The organism is Streptomyces sp. NPDC036815 (assembly GCF_055609205.1).
Window position 1 is genome coordinate 52,134 of sequence record NZ_JBVJPW010000027.1, and the last position, 17,947, is coordinate 70,080.

General features: G+C 70.0%; 14 protein-coding genes. 5 read left to right on the top strand and 9 right to left on the bottom strand.

Annotated features, from left to right (window positions below):
* Positions 1-9 precede the first annotated feature (9 nt).
* A complete protein-coding gene (locus ACZ69I_RS35110) occupies positions 10-777 on the bottom strand; it encodes a hypothetical protein (protein ID WP_467682465.1) in 768 nt (255 codons plus the stop codon).
* Between the two features lie 410 nt (positions 778-1,187).
* Here ACZ69I_RS35110 and ACZ69I_RS35115 point away from each other — a divergent pair, with 410 nt between their 5' ends.
* The 3 genes from ACZ69I_RS35115 to ACZ69I_RS35125 are packed head-to-tail and all read left to right on the top strand — an operon-like array spanning position 1,188 to position 3,731.
* On the top strand, positions 1,188-1,472 hold the full coding sequence (locus ACZ69I_RS35115) for a polyprenyl synthetase (RefSeq protein WP_467682464.1): 285 nt from the start codon (positions 1,188-1,190) through the stop codon (positions 1,470-1,472).
* Positions 1,462-2,517 carry a polyprenyl synthetase family protein gene (locus tag ACZ69I_RS35120; protein ID WP_467682463.1) on the top strand — a complete coding sequence of 352 codons (1,056 nt, stop codon included), beginning with the start codon at positions 1,462-1,464 and terminating at the stop codon, positions 2,515-2,517. Before ACZ69I_RS35115 ends, ACZ69I_RS35120 begins: the two co-directional genes overlap by 11 nt.
* A gap of 56 nt (positions 2,518-2,573) precedes the next feature.
* Positions 2,574-3,731: an oxygenase MpaB family protein gene (locus tag ACZ69I_RS35125; RefSeq protein ID WP_470836560.1), complete on the top strand. Its 1,158-nt coding sequence runs from the start codon at positions 2,574-2,576 to the stop codon at positions 3,729-3,731.
* Positions 3,732-3,793: 62 nt separating this feature from the next.
* On the opposite strand, the gene ACZ69I_RS35130 is transcribed toward ACZ69I_RS35125, so the two are convergent.
* The 8 genes from ACZ69I_RS35130 to ACZ69I_RS35165 all read right to left on the bottom strand — a co-directional run bounded on the left by ACZ69I_RS35130 (position 3,794) and on the right by ACZ69I_RS35165 (position 15,028).
* Entirely contained in the window at positions 3,794-5,026 is a 1,233-nt protein-coding gene (locus ACZ69I_RS35130; RefSeq protein WP_467682461.1) for a cytochrome P450 family protein, read from the bottom strand.
* Between the two features lie 12 nt (positions 5,027-5,038).
* Positions 5,039-6,247 carry a cytochrome P450 family protein gene (locus ACZ69I_RS35135; RefSeq protein WP_467682460.1) on the bottom strand — a complete coding sequence of 403 codons (1,209 nt, stop codon included), beginning with the start codon at positions 6,245-6,247 and terminating at the stop codon, positions 5,039-5,041.
* Entirely contained in the window at positions 6,244-6,807 is a 564-nt protein-coding gene (locus ACZ69I_RS35140) for a GTP-binding protein (protein WP_467682459.1), read from the bottom strand. The genes ACZ69I_RS35135 and ACZ69I_RS35140 overlap by 4 nt, the downstream gene beginning before the upstream one ends.
* Positions 6,808-6,832: 25 nt before the next feature.
* Positions 6,833-7,189, bottom strand: a complete 357-nt coding sequence (locus tag ACZ69I_RS35145) for a DUF742 domain-containing protein (protein WP_467682458.1) — start codon at positions 7,187-7,189, stop codon at positions 6,833-6,835.
* Positions 7,186-7,599, bottom strand: coding sequence for a roadblock/LC7 domain-containing protein (locus ACZ69I_RS35150; RefSeq protein WP_467682457.1), 414 nt, complete (start codon positions 7,597-7,599; stop codon positions 7,186-7,188). Before ACZ69I_RS35150 ends, ACZ69I_RS35145 begins: the two co-directional genes overlap by 4 nt.
* 2 nt (positions 7,600-7,601) lie before the next feature.
* Complete coding sequence (locus tag ACZ69I_RS35155) at positions 7,602-8,927, bottom strand: ATP-binding protein (RefSeq protein ID WP_467682456.1); 1,326 nt, start codon at positions 8,925-8,927, stop codon at positions 7,602-7,604.
* Positions 8,928-9,502: 575 nt separating this feature from the next.
* Positions 9,503-13,498 carry an amino acid adenylation domain-containing protein gene (locus tag ACZ69I_RS35160; protein WP_470836563.1) on the bottom strand — a complete coding sequence of 1,332 codons (3,996 nt, stop codon included), beginning with the start codon at positions 13,496-13,498 and terminating at the stop codon, positions 9,503-9,505.
* A gap of 279 nt (positions 13,499-13,777) precedes the next feature.
* A complete protein-coding gene (locus tag ACZ69I_RS35165; RefSeq protein WP_470836565.1) occupies positions 13,778-15,028 on the bottom strand; it encodes a ScbA/BarX family gamma-butyrolactone biosynthesis protein in 1,251 nt (416 codons plus the stop codon).
* 486 nt (positions 15,029-15,514) lie between these two features.
* Between ACZ69I_RS35165 and ACZ69I_RS35170 the strand changes: the two genes are divergently transcribed.
* Positions 15,515-16,306: an HAD family hydrolase gene (locus ACZ69I_RS35170; protein WP_467682453.1), complete on the top strand. Its 792-nt coding sequence runs from the start codon at positions 15,515-15,517 to the stop codon at positions 16,304-16,306.
* A 938-nt stretch (positions 16,307-17,244) separates the two neighbouring features.
* Positions 17,245-17,931, top strand: a complete 687-nt coding sequence (locus ACZ69I_RS35175; RefSeq protein WP_470836566.1) for a ScbR family autoregulator-binding transcription factor — start codon at positions 17,245-17,247, stop codon at positions 17,929-17,931.
* The last annotated feature ends 16 nt before the right edge of the window (positions 17,932-17,947 follow it).

A 17,947-nucleotide genomic window follows, 5' to 3' on the forward strand; every position in this document is an offset into this window, starting at 1 on the left:
GGCCTCGCCCTACACGCAGGCTTTCTCGAACTTCGCGACCGGGCCCTTGGCCTGCAGCTTCTCCTTAACGACCTCGTCGGGCAGGGTGGTGAAGCTCTCCATCATGTCGCCCATGACGCCGCCGACCCAGGGGACCTTCTCCCGCACCTTGTCCTCGGGCAGATCCAGCAGCTCATCGACGTACTGGTCGACGACGGCCTGCTCGATCCGCGACTCCTGGAACTTCTTGGCGCATGCGCCCTCGAAAGTCTGCCCGTAGGAGAGGAGCATCGTCGGCCGCACGACGAAGGCGTCGGCGAGCGCGTCGGTGAGGGGCCGGGACAGCTGGTGCGATTCCTTCGATTCCCAGCCACCGCCGCCCTTGCCGGAGTTGGCCAGCGTGGTCGGCTTGTCGTTCTTCAAATCCTGGTTGTCCAGGACCAGGGCGGCCACCTCGACGGCCAGGGCACGGGTGGTGGCCACCACCCCGTCCTGTTCGGACAGCAGCATCTGCGGCGGCGGGGCGGCCAGCGTGGTCACCGCGAGCGCGGAGATGACCAGCGCGGCACCGGCCTCACCCCAGCCGCGGGCCCGCTGACCGAACATCAGGTGCCATCCGGCGATGAACCCGGCATAGGTCACCCCTGGCACGCCGACCTGCACCATCACGATCGCGTACAGGGCGTCGGAGACGATCAGTGCCGGTTTGAGGAGAAGCCCGGCGAGCTTGAACGACAACGACCAGGCGATGAGGAAACAGGCAAAGGACACCAGCCACTTGGTGCCCAGGAACAGCATCTCGACGAGAAACGCCTGGTTCTTGAGGTCCCAGCGGGCCGAGGGGCAGGTGCCCCGCGCTCGGCACGTACGACAGCATCCGGGCGGAGGCCGAACTCGGGAACCTGGCGGGGCGCGGCGAGGTCGCTCTGGTCCATGCGCAGCACGCCCGCAGCCACGCCGCCGACCTCGACTGCCTGGCCGCGACCACACCCCTATGGCTGCCGGTCTACGCGGCCGGGGCTGCCGTGCTGGTGGGCCTCGGCGCGTGGTCCTCGACCGGGTCCGCTCGCGGAACCGTGATCCGTACGGCCGAGCGATGTGATCGCCCGATCGTGAGTTCTTCCGCTCCTGGGCGGGGATGGACGCGATGCTCAAAGGGTCGGCGGTGAACGGCGTCGCGTGAGCGCGCACAGGGTGGGGGACATGGCATGCCACAAGAACCTGAGGAACAGCGGGATCCGGGCCTGGACGGGCGAGCCGTACTGCTGGTGGCCGGACTGGCCGATCTGGCGGTGAGCACGGTGGGTTCGGCCCTGGGTGCGGTGCGGGGAGCACTGCACCGCTCCGACGCCGCCGAGCTGGCGGCGGATGCCGAGCGCGACCTCCTGGCGCGCGGGCGGCTGGCGCTGGACCGGTACGCGGCCGCGCCCCCGGCCCATCTGGAGATCCTCGCCCGGCGCGCCCTCGCCCGACAGGCCGCCGATGACGAGTGACCGGTGGGGGCCGGACGCGCTGAAGACCCGCGTCGACGACGTACTGCACCGCTTCGTCGCCGAAGAGGCGGACCGGCTTGCGGAGGTCGACCCGCTCCTGGGCCCGGTGGCCGGGCAGTTGGAGGCGGCGGTCGCGGACGGGAAACGGCTGCGGTCGGCGTTCTGCTACTGGGGCTGGCGCGCGGTGGGGCAGCCGGACAGCGACGCGCTCGTACGGGCCGCGGCCTCCATGGAGCTCGTCCACGCTGCCGCGGTCGTGCACGACGACCTCATCGACGACAGTCCGCTGCGGCACGGGCGGCCCACCGCCCACAGGGCGCTGCGCGCCGCCGTACGCGGACGCCCGCGCGCCGACGCCGCGGCCAGGTCACTGGCGATGCTGGTGGGAGACCTGCTGATGGCGCTGGCCGGACAGCTCTTCGCCACCAGCGGTCTGCCCGCCGCGTATCTGGCCCGGGCCCGCCCGCTGTGGTCGGTGATGGCCCGTGAGCTGATCGCGGGCGAGTGCCTGGAGATCCTCCGTACCGGCGCCGAACCGGACACCACGGCGTCGCTGAAGGTGATCCGCTACAAGACGGCGAAGTACACCGTCGAGCAGCCCCTGCTCATCGGCGGGACCCTGGCCGGGGCGGGGGCGCGGCTGCGCGAGGGGTATCGCGCGTACGGGCTGCCGCTGGGGGAGGCGTTCCAGCTGCGGGACGATCTGCTCGGTCTGTTCGGTGACCCGGACGTGACGGGCAAGGCCAACGCCGACGACGTGCACGGCCACCGGCCGACGGCCCTGCTGGCGGAGACCTGGCGCCTGGCCGGTGACGACGAGCGGGAGCGGCTCCGTGCTCTCCTCGGCCGACGCGACCGGAGCGGTGAGGGGCTGCGGGCGGTGCGCGAGCTCATGCTCGGGCTCGGGGCGCCCGCCCGCATCGAAGACATGATCAGCGCACGCGTCGCGGAAGCGCTCGACGCCCTGCACGAGTGGGACGTGCCGTCGCACGCCACCGCAGCCCTCACCGCGTTGGCCGGTTCGGCGGCGCTCCGCCTCTCCTGAGACGGCCGCCCCGTCTCCCCTGACCCCGCCGCTCCACGGAAGCCGAGGAACCTGCCATGACCTGCACCGAGGCATCGATGAACACCCTGCGACAGGCCGGTGACGAGCTCGCCGACGCCACCGTCGCCGCGCTCTTCGAACGCGGTCAGGTGGGCACGTTCAACACCCTGATGCGGTACGTCTCCACCGTCGGAGCCCCCTTGCCGGACGGGCTCCCCGACGTCGCGCGTGAATACCTCGAGGCCACCCGTGTCCCACCGGCGTGGGTGGACTGGGGCGAGATGGAGAAGGCCCGCCTGTTCTTCATCGACAACAACGTGCACATCTCCACCGCGCTGTCCTTCGCCTCCATGCCCGCCTGTTACGTCGTCCCGCGCGTGGCGAAGCTCCTTTCGGCCACCCACGGACTGAAGTACCCCTCCAAACGGATGGCGGAGACCGGGCAGTTCACCGTCTACCTGATGCGGCCCGACGCCTTCGAGAGCGGCAGCCGCTTCATCCCCGCCGCCCAGAAGGTACGCCTCCTGCACGCCTCCATCCGCCACCACCTCGTACGCGAGAACCGGTGGGACATCGACGCGCTCGGCACGCCGATCTGTCAGGAGGACCTGATCGGCGGGCAGATGTTCTTCTCGATGCTCGTCCTGGACAGCTTGCACCGCCTGGGCATCCACATGTCGACGGAGGGTGCGGAAGCCTATTACTACGCGTGGCGCGTGGTCGGTGCGATGCTCGGCGTCGACCAGGACGCCGTGCCCAAGACCCTCGACGAGGCCCGCCACTTCCTCGATCTGTACATGGTCCGGCACATGGGTCCCTCCGAGGAGGGCGCGCACCTGACCCGGCAGCTCATCGACCTCTACGAGGAGGTGGTGCCCGGGACTCTGCTCGACCCCATCGTCGCCGCCCTCATCCGCCACCTCGTCGGAGACACCTGCGCCGACTGGCTCGCGGTGCCCCGCACTCCGTGGGACACCGTCGTCAAGGCCGTGCCTCACCTCCTCGGCGTCCTGGAGAGCATCGAGGACCGCTCCCCGCTCGGCGCCTGGGCACTGGACCGCCTGGGCCACCTCACCAGCGTCTTCGAACTGTCCTCGCTCACCCGCGGACGCGTCATGCACTACGCCATTCCCGAACAGCTCAAGACGGAGTACGGCGTCTCCCACGCGGTGACCCGCAGCCACCGGTGGACGCCGCCCGCCGCCACGGTGTGAGGCGGGCCGCACCCCGGCCGCGCGGACGTGCGCGACCAGGAGTGCGGCGCGTCTCGCCGCGGTCAGCCCGCGGCGTTCCGCAGGCGGACGGGCAGGGTCTGGTGGCCGTTGCTGAGCAGGGAGCCGAGCGGACACAACTCCTCGGCAGGCACGGCGAGTTCGAGCTTCGGGAAGCGCTCGAAGAGCAGCCGCAGGGCCGTGCTGACCTCGAGACGGGCGAGCGGGGCCCCCAGGCAGAAGTGGACGCCGTGGCCGAAGGCCAGGTGCTCCTTGAGCGTGCGGGTGATGTCGAAGGCGTCCGCGCTCTCGCCGTGCCAGTCGGGGTGGCGGTTGGCCGCCGCGTAGGAGGCGAGGATCGCCTCGCCCCGGGCGATGGTCTGCCCGTCGGGCAGTTCGATGTCGGTCACCGCGAACCGCAGCGGCAGGTGCCTGACCGCCGGTTCGAGCCGCAGGGTCTCCTCGACGGCGTCGTCCCAGTGGGCCTTCCCCGCCTGCAGGAGCGCGAGCTGGTCGGGGTGGGCGAGCAGCTGGGTGATCGCCTGGTCGATGACGTTGACGGTGGTCTCGTAACCGGCGCTGATCATCAGCAGGAGCGTGTCGCGCAGCTCGTCCTCGGAAAGGCCGCCCTCCGCGTCGTCGTCGCGCGAGGTGATCAGGAGAGAGGTCATGTCGTCGCCGGGCTCGGCCCGCTTGGCGGCGATGAGCAGATGCAGGGCCTCGTACAGCGCCCTGGTGTTGGCCTCGGACTGCTCGGCCGTCAGCGTGGTGTCGAAGACGCCGTCGACGACCCGGCGGAAGGAGTCCTGCTGCTCGGCCGGCACGCCCATGAGCCGGCTGATGACCGCGATCGGCAGCGGGTACGCGAGGCGCTCGCGCAGGTCGACGACCTCGCCGGGCGGGAGGGCGTCGAGGTCGTCGAGGATGCCGGTGACGACCGCGTCTATGTTCTCCCGCAGCGCGGTGACGCGGCGGTGGCTGAACGCGGGGGCGACGATGCGCCGAAGACGCCGGTGGTCCGACCCGTAGGCGGTGAACATGTTCTCCACCGCGACCCACAGCGCGAGCGGCCACCGCTGGATCGCGTCGTCGTACTCCGGCCAGTGCGCGCGGGCGTCCTTGGAGACGCTCGGACTGGTCAGCAGCTCCTTGAGCAGCGCCGGGTCGGTGACCGACCAGGCGGTCACACCGAGGATGTCGACGCGGGCCGCCCGGCCGTGAGCGCGCAACTGCCGGTGCTCGTCGTGGGCGCGGGCCCCGGTGGGGTCGAGGACGATCGGCTTCGTGGACAGGGTCATGGTGTGGTCCCTTCAGACGGATGCGACGGCGGGGAACAGGACGGGCAGAGCGGCGAGCGCCCGGTGGAAGGGCCCGGGGCGCCAGACCAGCTCGCCGGGGGCGGTCGCGAGATCCATCTCGGGCAGCGCGTCGAGCAGGTGCGTGATGGCCGTCTCGGCGATGAGATAGGCGTGCGGACGCGCCGGGCAGGCGTGCGGCCCGGTGCTCCACGACAGGTGCGCGCGATTGCTGGCGATGCGCTGGTCCCCGAGGGCGGGGTCGTTGTTGCAGGCGGCCATCGAGATGACGACCGGCTGGTGCGCCGGGAGCAGGAACCCTTCGACGTCGACCGGATGCGGCGGATAGCTGATGCAGTAGTTCGCCAGCGGCGGGTCGGTGTACAGCACGGTGTCGAGCGCCTCACGGACCGACGAGCCCCCCGCGTGCAGGTCCCCGGAGAACTGGTCGTCGGTGAGGATCCTGAGGACCGTGTTGGCGATGAGGTTGGTCAGCGGCTCGATGCCGGCGCCGTAGAGAGTGACGAGCTGGTGCGCCATCTCGACGCCGTCGAGGGACGCGGAGTGCGCCAGGAGCCGGGAGGTGATGTCGTCGCCGGGCTGCCGCTGGCGCAGCGCCACCAGGTCGGCGACGGCCTCGGAGAGGATCTGGTTGCCGCTCGCGGCGTCCACGCCCTCGAAGATCTTGGCCATGCCGTCCGCGATGCGGCGGCCCGTCTCATCCGGGCAGCCGAGCAGCGCGCTGAGGACGCGGAAGGCGATGGGCCAGGCGTACTGGCTCAGCAGATCGGCGCCTTCGGAGTCCCGGAACTCGGCGATGGTGGCGTCGGCGACCCGCTCGACGACCTTGCGCAGCTCGTGCTGGTCGACGGCGTTGATCGCGTCGCTGTTCGCCGACCGGTAGCGGGTGTGCGCCGGCCCGGTCGAACGCAGCGCGTTGGGGCGGCTCTCCATCATCGGGCGGACCGGACAGGTCTCCGGGATGGACTGCTCCCACACCCCTGGATCGGCCGGGAACCGCAGCGGGTCGTTGAGGATGCGCCGGGCCTGGGCGTAGCCGATGACGAGGGTCGCGGGGACCCCGGGGACGAGATCGACCGGGACGAACGGCCCGAACTCGGCCCGCATCCGCGCGTAGGCGGCGTGCGGATCGGCCGCGAACTCGGCTCCGTACAGGGCGATCCGGCGCTCCAGGGCCGCGTCGGTCGAGGTCAGGCTGGTCACGGGCGGGGCTCCAAAACGGGTGCGTGCAGGTCGGACAGGTACTCGCAGAGGGTGATCAGGGCCATGACGCTGGAAGTGCCGTCACGCGCGTCACACGTCGTCAGCGGCGTGTGCGCGTCCAGTTGGAGTGCCTGACGGATCTCGTCCAGGTGGTAGAGCGGGGCGCCGTCGAAGAGGTTGATCGCCACGGCGTACGGCGTGCCCTGCTCCTCGTGCAGCGCGAGGATCTCGAAGGAGGCCTCCAGATTGCGGGTGTCGACCAGCACGAGGGCGCCGAGAGCACCCTCGGTGAGCCCCGCCCACATGGGCCGGAAACGGCCCTGACCGGGAGTGCCGAACAGATACAGCACCAGGGCCTCGCTGAGATGCAGCCGCCCGAAGTCCATGCCGACGGTCGTGGTGGTCTTCCGCGGCGTCCGTGCCAGATCGTCCACCCCGGCGCTGGCCTGCGTGATCCGCTCCTCCATGCGCAGCGGCGGCACCTGGGAGACGCTGCCCACGAACGTCGTCTTGCCGACGCCGAAGCTCCCCGAGATCACGATCTTCGCTGACCTGGTCACCCCGGGAGGCACGTAGATGAGGCCGTCAGACGAGGGCGCGGAGACCACGCAGTACCTCCTGGAGCAGATCGGTTTGGGGTTGGTCGTCGTCGGCGGCGACCGGACGGGTCAACAGGCCCTCGTCGATGAGGGAGGAGACCAGGATGCGCACCGTGGAGGGCGGGAACTCCAGGGCGGCCGCGATGTCCGCGACCGCCAGGCCGCCGCCCCCCGCGTGGGTGAACAGACCCATCACCCGACGGGCGTCGGCGCTCAGGGCCTCGGACGAGCCGCTCGCGGCGAGCAGCACGGTCTCCAGGCGCACAGCCGGATCGGCACGGACCCGCCCGTCGGTACGGACATAGGGTCTGACCAGGTCCGGGTCTCGCCGCGGTCCGCTCACGTCGTCGGCAGGCCTTCGACAGGCCCCCGCGGGGCGACCTTCATCTCGTGGCCGACACGCTGGGCCAGCTCCAGCATGTGATGGGTGATCAGGCCGATGTCGGCGTCGGGGCCGGTCGTCTGCACCGACAACATCGTGTTGCCCCCGGCCTGGGTGATCAGGCCCACGTGGTTGGTCAGCTCGATCAGGGCCTGCCGGGTGCCGCCACCGCCGGTCTCCTCGTCGTACGCGAGCGCGGCCGCGCGCACGGCCGCGGTGATCGCGGCGAACTTCTCCGCGTCGTCCTGCTCGATGCCGGCCGTCCTGGAGTGCAGCAGCCCGTCGGAGCTCATCAGGACCGCGTGCCTGACACCTTCGAGGGACCCCAGTGACCGGTCCAGGAGCCAGCCGAGTTCATTGCCGGTGGTCACGTTCAGGCTCCTTCATGCGTGGTGGTCGAGTCTTCCGTGCGCGCGCTGCGCGTCCCCTTCGCCCAGGCGGCGGCGATGGCGGGGCGGCCCGGCGCCGCGTGGCCGCCGGACGGGGCCGCCCGTCCGGCCGCGGGGGCGGTCGTCCGCGAACGGACGGTCAGCCCACTGGCGGTGGTGCGCTTGGCGGGAGCCGGCTCGGCGCGCGGCTGCGGGGCGGGCGGGGGAGCGGCGGACGTGGTCAACAGGCTCTTGGGAATGAACATGTAGACGCGCGTCCCGCCGAACGGGTTCGGGGCCTCCAGGTCGATACGGAACCCGTAGTCCCCGGCGAGGGCGGCCGCGGCCCGCAGGCCGGTCTGCGGGTGGGCGCCGAGCTGGTTGATGTCGTCGCGCCGAGCACCCGTCAGGATCGCCCTGGCCCACGTCAACTGCTCGTCGTTCATGCGCAGTCCGGCGTCGTCCACGATGACCGACACCCCGTGGTGCCCCTCCTGGAAGGACACGTGCACCCGCGCGGAAGACGGCGAATAGCGCACCGCGTTGTCCAGGAGCACCGCCAACGCGTGCACGACGGGACCGACCGCCCGGCTGGTGACCGTGACGGCGAGCTCCTGATGCTCGACGCGCTCGTACTCCTCGATGCTGCCCATGGCCGCCCGCACCACGTCGGTCATCGGGGTGGCCGGCCAGCGGCGGGACAACTTGCCCCCGGACAGCACCACGTAGTTCTGGGCCACGAGCAGCATCTGCTGCGTGGGGTGGTCGATGCCCACCAGCGTCTCGTACGCCTCGTCGCCCTCGTGCCGCCGCACGCCCTGGCTGACCCGCTGGCTCAGCTTCGACGCCATGCCCACCATCGCGGACGATACGGCCCGTACCGCCGCCCGGCTGGACTCCTCGGCGCTCTCCCGCGCCCGGGCCACCTCGTCCTGTGCGTTCTTCCGGGCCTCGGATATCTGCACGCTCGTACTGGTCTGGGCGTCGTACTGCACCTTGCGCACCGTGTGGGCGGCGGAGTCGGCCAGCCCCGTGAGGCGCTGCGCCAGCGTGGTGTTGACGAGCGCCTCGGGCAGTTCGATGTCGACACCGTGACCGGTGCCCAGACGCTCCGCCTCGGCCCCCAGCCGGGGGATCGCCCCGTCGGCGAGCTGCGCCAGCACCTCCTCGGTGGCGCGCTGGCGCAGGGCGATCTCCTCGGCCCGGCCGCGGAGGCGGTCGCTCGTACGGCGCTCACCTCGGTACTGGTCCCAGAACCGCCAGGCCGCGCTACCGGCGGCCAGGGCCAGAACTGAGGGCACCACAGTGGTGGCCTGCATCAGGTCTGTCATCACGTCCTCTACAGGTGTCAAAGGGGGGCGAGGAAACGGTTCGTCCGCTCCGAAGCGGAATCCATCGCTCAAAATCGGCCACGACACGCGTCACCGACCCGCGGGACGGAGCGAGCGCACCGCCCGGCTGAGGCTCGAAGCGGAAGCCGATCACGGAATTCCCGGGGCTGTCGGGGCCCGGCACACGCCGGGGCGGAAACGGCCGGCCCGGAGGGACGGCGCGTTCGGAACACATCCCAACTACGCGAGGAACCGCGCGGGTTGACGCGTGAACCCGAAAGCCGGCCGGAGGGGAGACACGGCGGCCGGGCAGATCCGGTGGGCGCGTCGAGGCTCCCTCGAGGACCCGGCCTGTCTCACCGTACTCATCAGCACTTCCTGGCTTCCCCTCGGTCACAGCAGACTTACGACAGCATGCATTTCAGCCAACTAGCGCATGGAAAGGGCCAGTTGGTCGACAGCTGCAAACGATATCCTGTCGTATCTACCAACCGTTTGGCCAGATGAGCCGACGGATCATGAGACGAACCCGGCGGCAGCAGGCGCGCCGCGTTGACCGCTGCCCCGAAGGTTCCTCAGCGCGTGTCCGTCAGGTGCGGGGCCAGGATGTCCGCGACGGTCTTGAGGTGGTCCGGTGCGGCCATGGCGTGGTGGGTGCAGTCGAGGCTGTGGTGCGTGATCCGGCCGGTGACCCAGGGCCGCCACGTCTCGCTCGTAGGAGCGTGCGACGGCCTGTTGCGGGAGGCCTGGAAGTAGACCAGGTCGCCGTCGAAGGGGCGCGGCGTGTGGGTGGGCAGGAGAGCGGTGTAGTGCGCCAGGAGGGCCTTGGCGGTGGCGATCTGCTCCTCGTGCAGTACGCCCGAGAGGCCTTCGGGCAGACCCTCGCGGGTGGAGGACGGACCGGCGCAGGACGGATCAGTGGGGGAGGCGAGTGCGGGCTGCGGCAGACCGAGGGCCTCATGCAACAGCTGGCGGATGAGGTCGTCGTCCGGGTGCTCCGGCAGCGGGGGCGTGTGCTGGATCGGGGCCGAGTCGAGCATGGCGAGCAGCTGCACGTCTTCCCCGTCGGCCGTGAGCCGCACGGCGATGGCCTGAGCCAGCGCACCGCCCAGGGACCAGCCCAACAGACGGTAGGGGCCGCTGGGCTGCACGGTACGCAGGGTGTGGACGTAGCGGGTGATCAGCTCATCGAAGGTGGTCACCGGAACGCCGTCATGGCGGGGATCGGGGGCCTGCAGCGCGTACACGGGCAGACCGGCCGGCAGATGACGCGGCAGCGGGGCGTAACACCAGCCCAGCCCACCCGCTGGGTGGACACAGAACAGGGGCGGCTGGTCGCCGGTGGGGCGCAGTGGAAGCAGCATCTCCTGGGCGGCCGTCGACGGGGAGTCGAGGGTGAGGAGTTCGCTCAGGGCGGCGACGGTCGGCGCCTGATAGAGCGCGCCCAATGAGAGGGTGGCGCCCAGCTGCTCGCGGATGTGCGTGATGAGCTTGGCGGCAGGCAAGGAGTGGCCGCCCAGATCGAAGAAGTCGTCGTCGATACCGACCTCGTCCACACCGAGGACCAGTGCGAACAGGGCACACAACTCCTTCTCCGGACCGGTCCGCGCGCCGCGACCCGATCGCACGGCGGCGGTGGGGGCGGGAAGGGCCGCGTAGTCGAGCTTTCCGTGCGCGGTCACGGGCAGCGTCTCGTGGAAGCTGAAACTGGCGGGCACGAAGGCCGCCGGAAGCCTGCCGGCGATGAAGGCGCGGAGTTCGCCGGAGCTCGGCCACGCGCCGCTCCCGGACCGGTGGGCGGGCAGCATGTGGGCGGCGAGCTGAGGCCCTTCGGCACCGTGGTGGACGGTGACGGCACAGCGGCTCACCGCCGGATGCCGGGCCAGGGCGGCCTCGATCTCACCTCGCTCGATGCGCACGCCGTGCAGGTTGAGCTGGTCGTCGACCCGGCCGAGGTACTCCAGGTCGCCGGTGCTGGTCCAGCGGACGAGGTCGCCGGTGCGGTAGAGGCGGGCGCCCGGCGGGCCGAAGGGGTCCGGCAGGAAGGCGCGCGCCGTCTGCTCCGGCTGGTCGAGGTAGCCGCGGGCGATCTGTGCGCCGCCGAGGAAGAGCTCGCCGGTGGCCTGGGCGGGCAGGAGCTTGCCGGCGGGGTCCAGGACGTACGCGGTCACGTTGTACCCGGGGCGCCCGAGGACCGGCCGCTCGCCGCGCTGGTCCAGACGGCAGTAGATGGCGTCCACGGCGGACTCGGTGGGACCGTAATAGTTGTAGAACGTCGTGGCCCGCTGGCGGCGCAACTGCCGCCAGAGGTCGCTGTCCAGGGCTTCCCCGCCGACCATCACCGTCGACGGTCGGTGGGGCAGCCCGGCGTCGAAGAGGCCGGCGGTCATGAGCCGCCGCAGGAGGGTGGGGGTGAGATCGAGGAAGTCCAGGCGCTCGGCGACGATGTGGGCCACCAGCGCCGCCGGATCGTGGCGGACCTGGTCGTCGATCACGTGCACCTCCTGACCGGCTGCCAGGAAGATCGGCCCCTCCCAGAAGGTGTCGAAGCTGAAGGACGCGGTCAGCGCCGCGCGCAGCCGGTGCCCGATCCGCCGTGCGGCGGGCAGGATCAGCTCCTGGAGATGGTCGGTGAAGAGGTTGGCCAACTGGCTGTGTTCGACCACCACGGCCTTGGGCCGGCCGGTGGTGCCCGAGGTGAAGGCCAGGTAGGCCGCGTCCCGCGCACGCACCGCACGTACCCGCTCCCGGTCCGCCACGTCCTCAGCCGACCGGCCCGCCAACTCCCCGGTGACGGCGGGGTCGTCCAGGCACAGCACCGGGATGCCGTCGGGCACGTGTGCGGCCGTCTCCCCGATCGCCAGCGCCACCACCGGGCGGGCGTCCGCCAGGAGCGCGTGATTACGCACGGTGGGGGAGCCGGTGTCCAGCGGCACGCAGGCCGCGCCCGACTTGAGCACAGCCAGCAACGCGATCATGAAGTCGGCGCTGCGGGGCAGCGCGAGGGCGACGCGCCGCTCGGGCCCGGCACCCGCCGCCTCCGTCAGCAGCCGGGCCAGCTGATTGGCCCGCCCGTTGACCTCCCCTCGCGATAGCCGTACGCCGCGACAGACGAGTGCGCTCGCCTGCGGCGCCCGCCGCGCCTGCTGCTCGAAGCGCGTGTGCAGCCAGCCGCCAGCCACCGCCCGGGTACGCCCCCGGCCGGCCGCAAGGAGCTGAGCCCGCTCGGCGTCGGTCAACAGGTCGATGTCCTCGAGGCGCTGCTCGGGGCCGGACTCGGCGAGGAGCCGCAGCAGATGCGTGAACCGGCGGTGGTGGGCGGCGATCTCTTCACGCGGGTAGAGCGCCGGATCGGCCTGGAGGTCGATGCGCAGCGAACCGTCGGAGGGGCGGTCATAGACGTTCACGCTCATGCCGGTGACCGGGCCGTTGGACAGATTGTGGACGACGGCCGGGTGCGGGCCGAAGGACAGCTGCGGGTCGTACGTCATGACGTTGATGCCCCAGTCGTCCAGGCACCCTTCCAGCCGCCGCCCCGCCCCCAGCTCCCGTACCAGGTACCAGAACGGATAACGCTGATGCCGCACGAGCCCCTTGGCCGCTCCCGACGTGGCACCCATCAGATCGGCCACCGTCTCGGCGCCGTCCAGAGGAACGCGCAGGGGGAGTACGTTGGCGAGCATGCTCGGCACCCGACGCGTCGCGGGACCGCGCCCGGTCACCGTCACATCCAGGACCGCTTCCCGCCGACGGCCCAGCCGCTGCACGTAGAGCGCCAGGGCGGCCATCGCCGCACCGGCCAGGTTCGTGCGGCAGCTGCGTGCCAGCGCACGCAACCCCACCGCCGCCTCCGGGCCCACGTACCCGGTCACCCGCTCGAAGGTCCGCGCCGGCATGAGCCACCGCTGGGAGGAGTGGGCGGCGCGCGGCCAGTCGGCCAACTGGCCCGCCCAGTAGTCCCGGTCCCGGGCCAGCACGGGCGAGGCGTGGTACTCGGCGTTGTCCGACACGGCGCGCGCCAGCGGCTCGAGGTCGGAGGCCGGCACCGGAATCCGCGCGTCCAGCGCGCTGTAGACCTGCGTCAGCCGGCCCAGGAACAAGCCCATGCTCCAGCCGTCCATCATGATGTGGTGGACGGCCAGGTAGAGCAGGAACCGGTCCGTACCGGTGCGCAGCACCGCGAAGGAGAAGGACGGAGAGCGGCGCAGATCCACCGTCCTGCGCAGGTCGGCCCACATCCACCGCTGCGCGGCCGCCTCCGGGTCCGCCTCCCCCCGCAGGTCCACCACCGACAGAGGCCATTGTGAGCACGGCTCGACCACCTGCCACACACGCTGCTCGCCATCGGTCTCGAACCGGACCCGCAGCATCTGTGTCTCGGCGACCACTTGGCGCAGCGCCCGCTCCAACAGCTCTGGCTGGATCCGACCCCGAATCTCCACGAACTCCGCAGCCCGGAAGGCGGGATTGTCCGGCTCCATCTCCTGCGCGAACCACATGCCGAGCTGCGCGGCCGTCAAGGCCAACCGCCCCTCGGAGGGCCGCCAGTCGCCCGAGCGTGTCTTCGGCACAGTGACTTCTGGGGCAGCAGTGGCTTGGCGCGTAGTCATATTGGGTCAACGGCCCACTTGGCGTCACGGTCACGGGTGGTCGCTACTCCTGCTGGACTGCCACGGGTGAGAGTCGAGGAGCGGCGGCTGCACGCGGGGCTTTCCGGCGGCCCGGATGCCTGGATGGCTGGAGCGAAGTTCACTCCGGCCGGGCCGGGAGGGGAGCTGACGTTCGACTGGGAGATGGTGCAGGGCAGGCAGTCCTGCACCTCATGCACCCCAAGAGGGCATCGCCGACTGTCATCCCGCTGCCAGGAGCCGGGAACCGAGCGGCTCGCCGTCCGTGGGGACCTGTCCGTCTTCCGTGATGGTCCCGCTCCAGCCGGGTCCGTCAACGGCGTGTGGCTGTCGTTCGCTACGGGTCGTGGCGGTGAGGCGTGCGGTGAAGGTGACCTGGTCGTTCTGGTGGCCGGCGACGTGGACGGTGTGAGTGCCGGGGCGGGTGGCGGGTTGCAGGGTGGCAGTGATGTAGCAGGGAGCGGTGAGTTCGACGTAGCGGTGCCACTCGGTGTGGGAGTGGGTGAGGAGGGTGTCGCGAGGGAGCTGAGCGTGGGCGCTTTGGCGGGCGGCCTCGATCAGGACCATGCCGGGGATGTGGTCGCAGTCGTGGTCGAAGAGCACGGGGTGGCGGGGGTCGGCGTTGAGGCGCCAGGCGTGGGGTTGGTGGGTGGGGGCCAGTACGAGGTCGCGGGCGTGCGTGCGGCCGAACGTGGCGGGGTCTTGGTCAGTGGGGCCGTAGTAGAGGTCCTTGAGGGTGGGTGCGGGGTGAGAGCCGGTGCGTATACGCCGGTAAGCGGCGGGAGAGATGCAGGTGAAGCGTCCGCGGCCGGTGGCGATGACGCGGTGGTTGTCGACGATGGTGAAGTCGGCGCTGAAGTTGGAGCCGCGGGAGGAGCGGACGAAGGTGGTGTTGATGGTGAGGTTGGTGGGGCTGTCCTGGATGCCCAGGTGTTCGGGATGAGTGACCACGGTCATGTCTTGCATCACGAAGTGGTGGTCCAGCGGGACGTCGTGTTCGGTGTGCGCGAGGTAGATGCCGATCTGGCGGAAGGTCTCGCACACCTGGAGATGGTCGTGGCCGAGACCGTCGGCGGTGGTGAAGAAGGTGTGGGCGCGAGGCCATTGGCCGGTGAGGGCGTAGGTGTTCTCACCGGTCTTCGCGTGTCCGGTGAGGAAGACCTCGGCGTGGGCGGTGCGGTGGACGTACTCGCGGGGCACGGTGGTGGTGAGCCGGGGTAGCGCGGCGGACTGTCGTCCGGCGCGGGGTATGTCCTGAGACCGGGGCGGACTGAGTGCGTTCCGCCCGTGCTGGACGGCCTGCGGTTTTTGCGGGACTTGGGTGGCTGTGGCGGCTTGCGGCGCCTGCCCGTGCGGGGCGGCCGACTCGGTCTGCCTGCTCAAGGTGGCGGTGACGACCTGAGTACCCGGCGGGTTGTTCGGGTTCTGGTTGTTCTGGGTGTCTTGCGAGTGAGTCAGGACCAGATTGTTCATGAACCTCTCCCCCTGGAGGTGAATGAAAGTAAGTCCATAACATACATACTCACCGGTTTTCTTTTCAAGTATCGGTGGTGAATGCATGCGACCAGTTCGGGGGGAATAGGGGTGGGCTGCTGGCATCAAAAATTCGTAACGCTGGGTAGTTGCCTGCGCGGTGGTCTCGGGTTGGGGGTTCGAGGTTAAGGGGAATTATTCCGTCCGCTTATCGAAGAGAAACCGGGATGCCGGTTTCTTATCGGGATTTCGGCTCACTGGCCTGTTGGTGGCCGCATCGCGGAGTTCGTGCTTCGTCGCGGGCGGTGCGCAATGCGGGCTCCGTTTCTGATGCAGCGTGGTGTTCGCCGATGATGGCAGGGTGTCGCGTGATGGGGCGACGGTTGGGCAGGCGTTGGGCGCCGATGACGGTAGTGGTGGGTGGGGAGTTTCATGGCGGTTCAGGTAGATTCGAGCGGTGCGAGTTCAAGCAAGGATGGGGCCAGTGTGACCAGTGGGGGAGTGGTGTCCGGCGATGGGCAGGCCCGTGAGGGGTTGGCTGGTGGCGGATTGGTGGGTCACCCGGAAGGACGCGGGCAGGGGTTGGAGCACCTGAGCCTAGTGGCGGTGAATATCGATGGGGTGCTGCTCAATGACAGTTTCGGTCCCGTAATCCGGCGTCTGGTCGAGTCGCGAGGCGGGGTCTACGGGGCGGAGTTGGAGCAGGCGTTGCTGTCGCAGCCGCAAATGGTGGCGGCGCAGGCGGCGGCGAATGTTCTGGGAGGAAGTGCGCGGGACCTGCTTGCGGCGTACTTCGAGGAGCGGGACCGATATGTGCGCGACCATCCGGTACGGATGCTTGACGGGGCGCGCGAGCTGTTGGAAAGGCTGCGTGCGCTGGAGGTGCGTGTGGTGTGTTATGGAGGGCTGGAGCGTACGCACTTCGATCAGTATCTGAGTTCTTTGGCGGGGTATTTCGACGAGCCGGTTTATGTGTGCACCAATGATTTCCGTCCTGGTATCCGGGAGATCACGGAAATGTTCGGTTTGCGGTTTGACCAGGTGCTCTTCATTGATGATGTGGCGCGGGTAGCGGAAGCGGCTAGGGAGCTTGGGGCGGCCTTCGTGGGGCACCCCAGTGACTACGCGAACGGGTTCCAGCGGCCGTTGATGGAGCGGGCCGGAGCCCGGCACGTGGTGCGCTCGCTCGGTGAGATCGATGAGGAGCTGCTGCGGACGGTGGATGCGGAGACGGCCGTCGGGGCCAACTGGCCTGCGCATGGTCCCGGGATCTGTTGAGGAGCAATGGGCCGGGTCTCCTTTCGCGGCTGGGGGCTGAGTTGTGAGCACCGTGCGAACTCGTCGGCCACCGCTGCTCTTTGAGAAGGGTGTGTCGACAGGGCCTAGGGGTGTGCCGCGGCCTCGGCGGCTGGCCGAGACGCGCGGCCTGGGAACGGAGTGCTGTCACAGAGGGTCCATGTTGCGGTAGTTGGCCTCCTCCTCGGTGGGCGTGATCGCCTGCAGAGCAAGTGACGGTTCTCCAGCCGGAGGATGTCGGCCCGGGGCGACGTGTTCAGCGTGCCGCCCCGTAGCGGGGGTACCGGGCGTTTGCGGCAAGTGAGTGCTGAGGGCCGGAAGTTGGCCGACTGCTGCTGGTGTGCCAAGTCGGTGCGAGTGGGGCGCGCCTGTCGTGGCTGGGCCGCTGGGCTGTTGCGTCCTGCGGCGGCTGGCCCCGTAGGAGGGGCTAGTGGCCCGATATCCCCGGCGTCCCCATACGTCCGCTACTCCGGCCTTCTTGGCGGCGCGGTCAGTGTGTGGCAGGTTGCTCATGGGTCGATTCGTGCTCTTGTCGCTGGTCCGAGGACGGGGGTGCTTCGTTGCCGGTGCACCGGTCTGTAACCGTGAACCCCCGGTCGGCTTTACCCCTGATGCTGCATAGATGTCCGGTCCAGCCGGATGCGGGAGCGCTGGGAGGTCGGGTCTGTCTCGGCGCCCCAGACTGCCAGTTCACTGCGCACCGCGACTGTGCCGCGCTGCCCTTGGTCCCCGGGAGTGGAGAGGGAGGAGGGAAAAGGACGAGGGTCGGGATTTGTCGGGCGTGGGGACGCTGAGGCGAGGGCTTGTCAAGATCTTCGGCGGGATCCTTACGGGGTGTTGTGGGTAAGGTACGTCCGAGACGGTTTCTTATTCGGGTCCGCTGCCTATCCGATATGGGCACGGAGTGCAGGGGAGGTCACGTGGCGCAGCAAGAGCGTGCTGTTCGAACCCGCCGAGCGGTGTTGGATGCGGCTGCGACGGTCTTTGCCGAGAACGGGTATGCGGCGGCCACGGTGTCGGACATCCTTCAGAGGGCCGGGGTGACCAAGGGGGCTCTGTACTTCCACTTCGATTCCAAGGAGGCCTTGGCGCGGGGGGTATTGCAGGCGCAGATCGCCTATGCGGCGTCACCTCAGGAGCTGAAGGTCCAGGAATGGGTGGACGGGGGTTTGCTGCTGGCGCATCGACTGCCGCGGGACCCGATGGTGCGGGCAGGGGCAGTGCTCTCCTCCGACCCGCAGGGCAGGGAGCACTACGGAAGTGCGTGGCCGGCGTTGATCGACTTTTCCGCAGGGATCCTTGCCGAAGCCAAGGAGCGTGGTGAGATCCTTGCGCATGTGGTGCCGCGGCAGACCGCGGAACTGATCGTGAGTGCTTTCCACGGGGTGCAGCTGTTTTCGCAGCTGGAGTGCGGGCTGGCCGATGTCGAGCGGCGGGTCACGGTGCTCTACGAGCACGTGATACCGGCGATCACGGTGCCGGCGGTGCTGGCGCGTCTGGACCTGGCCCCGGATCGGGGAGCACGACTGTATGAGCAGGTCACGGCCGTTTCGCCTGCTCCGGCTGAGACCCCGCCCGCGGTTCTTTCTGGGCGCGCCTCGGGCTGAACGCCCGCCGCTGGCA

What these genes read in the sequence shown, in the direction of transcription:
- ACZ69I_RS35110 (WP_467682465.1), bottom strand. Translation starts at nt 777, where the DNA reads ATGCTGTTCCTGGGCACCAAGTGGCTGGTGTCCTTTGCCTGTTTCCTC.
- ACZ69I_RS35115 (WP_467682464.1), top strand. Translation starts at nt 1,188, where the DNA reads ATGCCACAAGAACCTGAGGAACAGCGGGATCCGGGCCTGGACGGGCGA.
- ACZ69I_RS35120 (WP_467682463.1), top strand. Translation starts at nt 1,462, where the DNA reads ATGACGAGTGACCGGTGGGGGCCGGACGCGCTGAAGACCCGCGTCGAC.
- ACZ69I_RS35125 (WP_470836560.1), top strand. Translation starts at nt 2,574, where the DNA reads ATGACCTGCACCGAGGCATCGATGAACACCCTGCGACAGGCCGGTGAC.
- ACZ69I_RS35130 (WP_467682461.1), bottom strand. Translation starts at nt 5,026, where the DNA reads ATGACCCTGTCCACGAAGCCGATCGTCCTCGACCCCACCGGGGCCCGC.
- ACZ69I_RS35155 (WP_467682456.1), bottom strand. Translation starts at nt 8,927, where the DNA reads ATGACAGACCTGATGCAGGCCACCACTGTGGTGCCCTCAGTTCTGGCC.
- ACZ69I_RS35165 (WP_470836565.1), bottom strand. Translation starts at nt 15,028, where the DNA reads ATGAACAATCTGGTCCTGACTCACTCGCAAGACACCCAGAACAACCAG.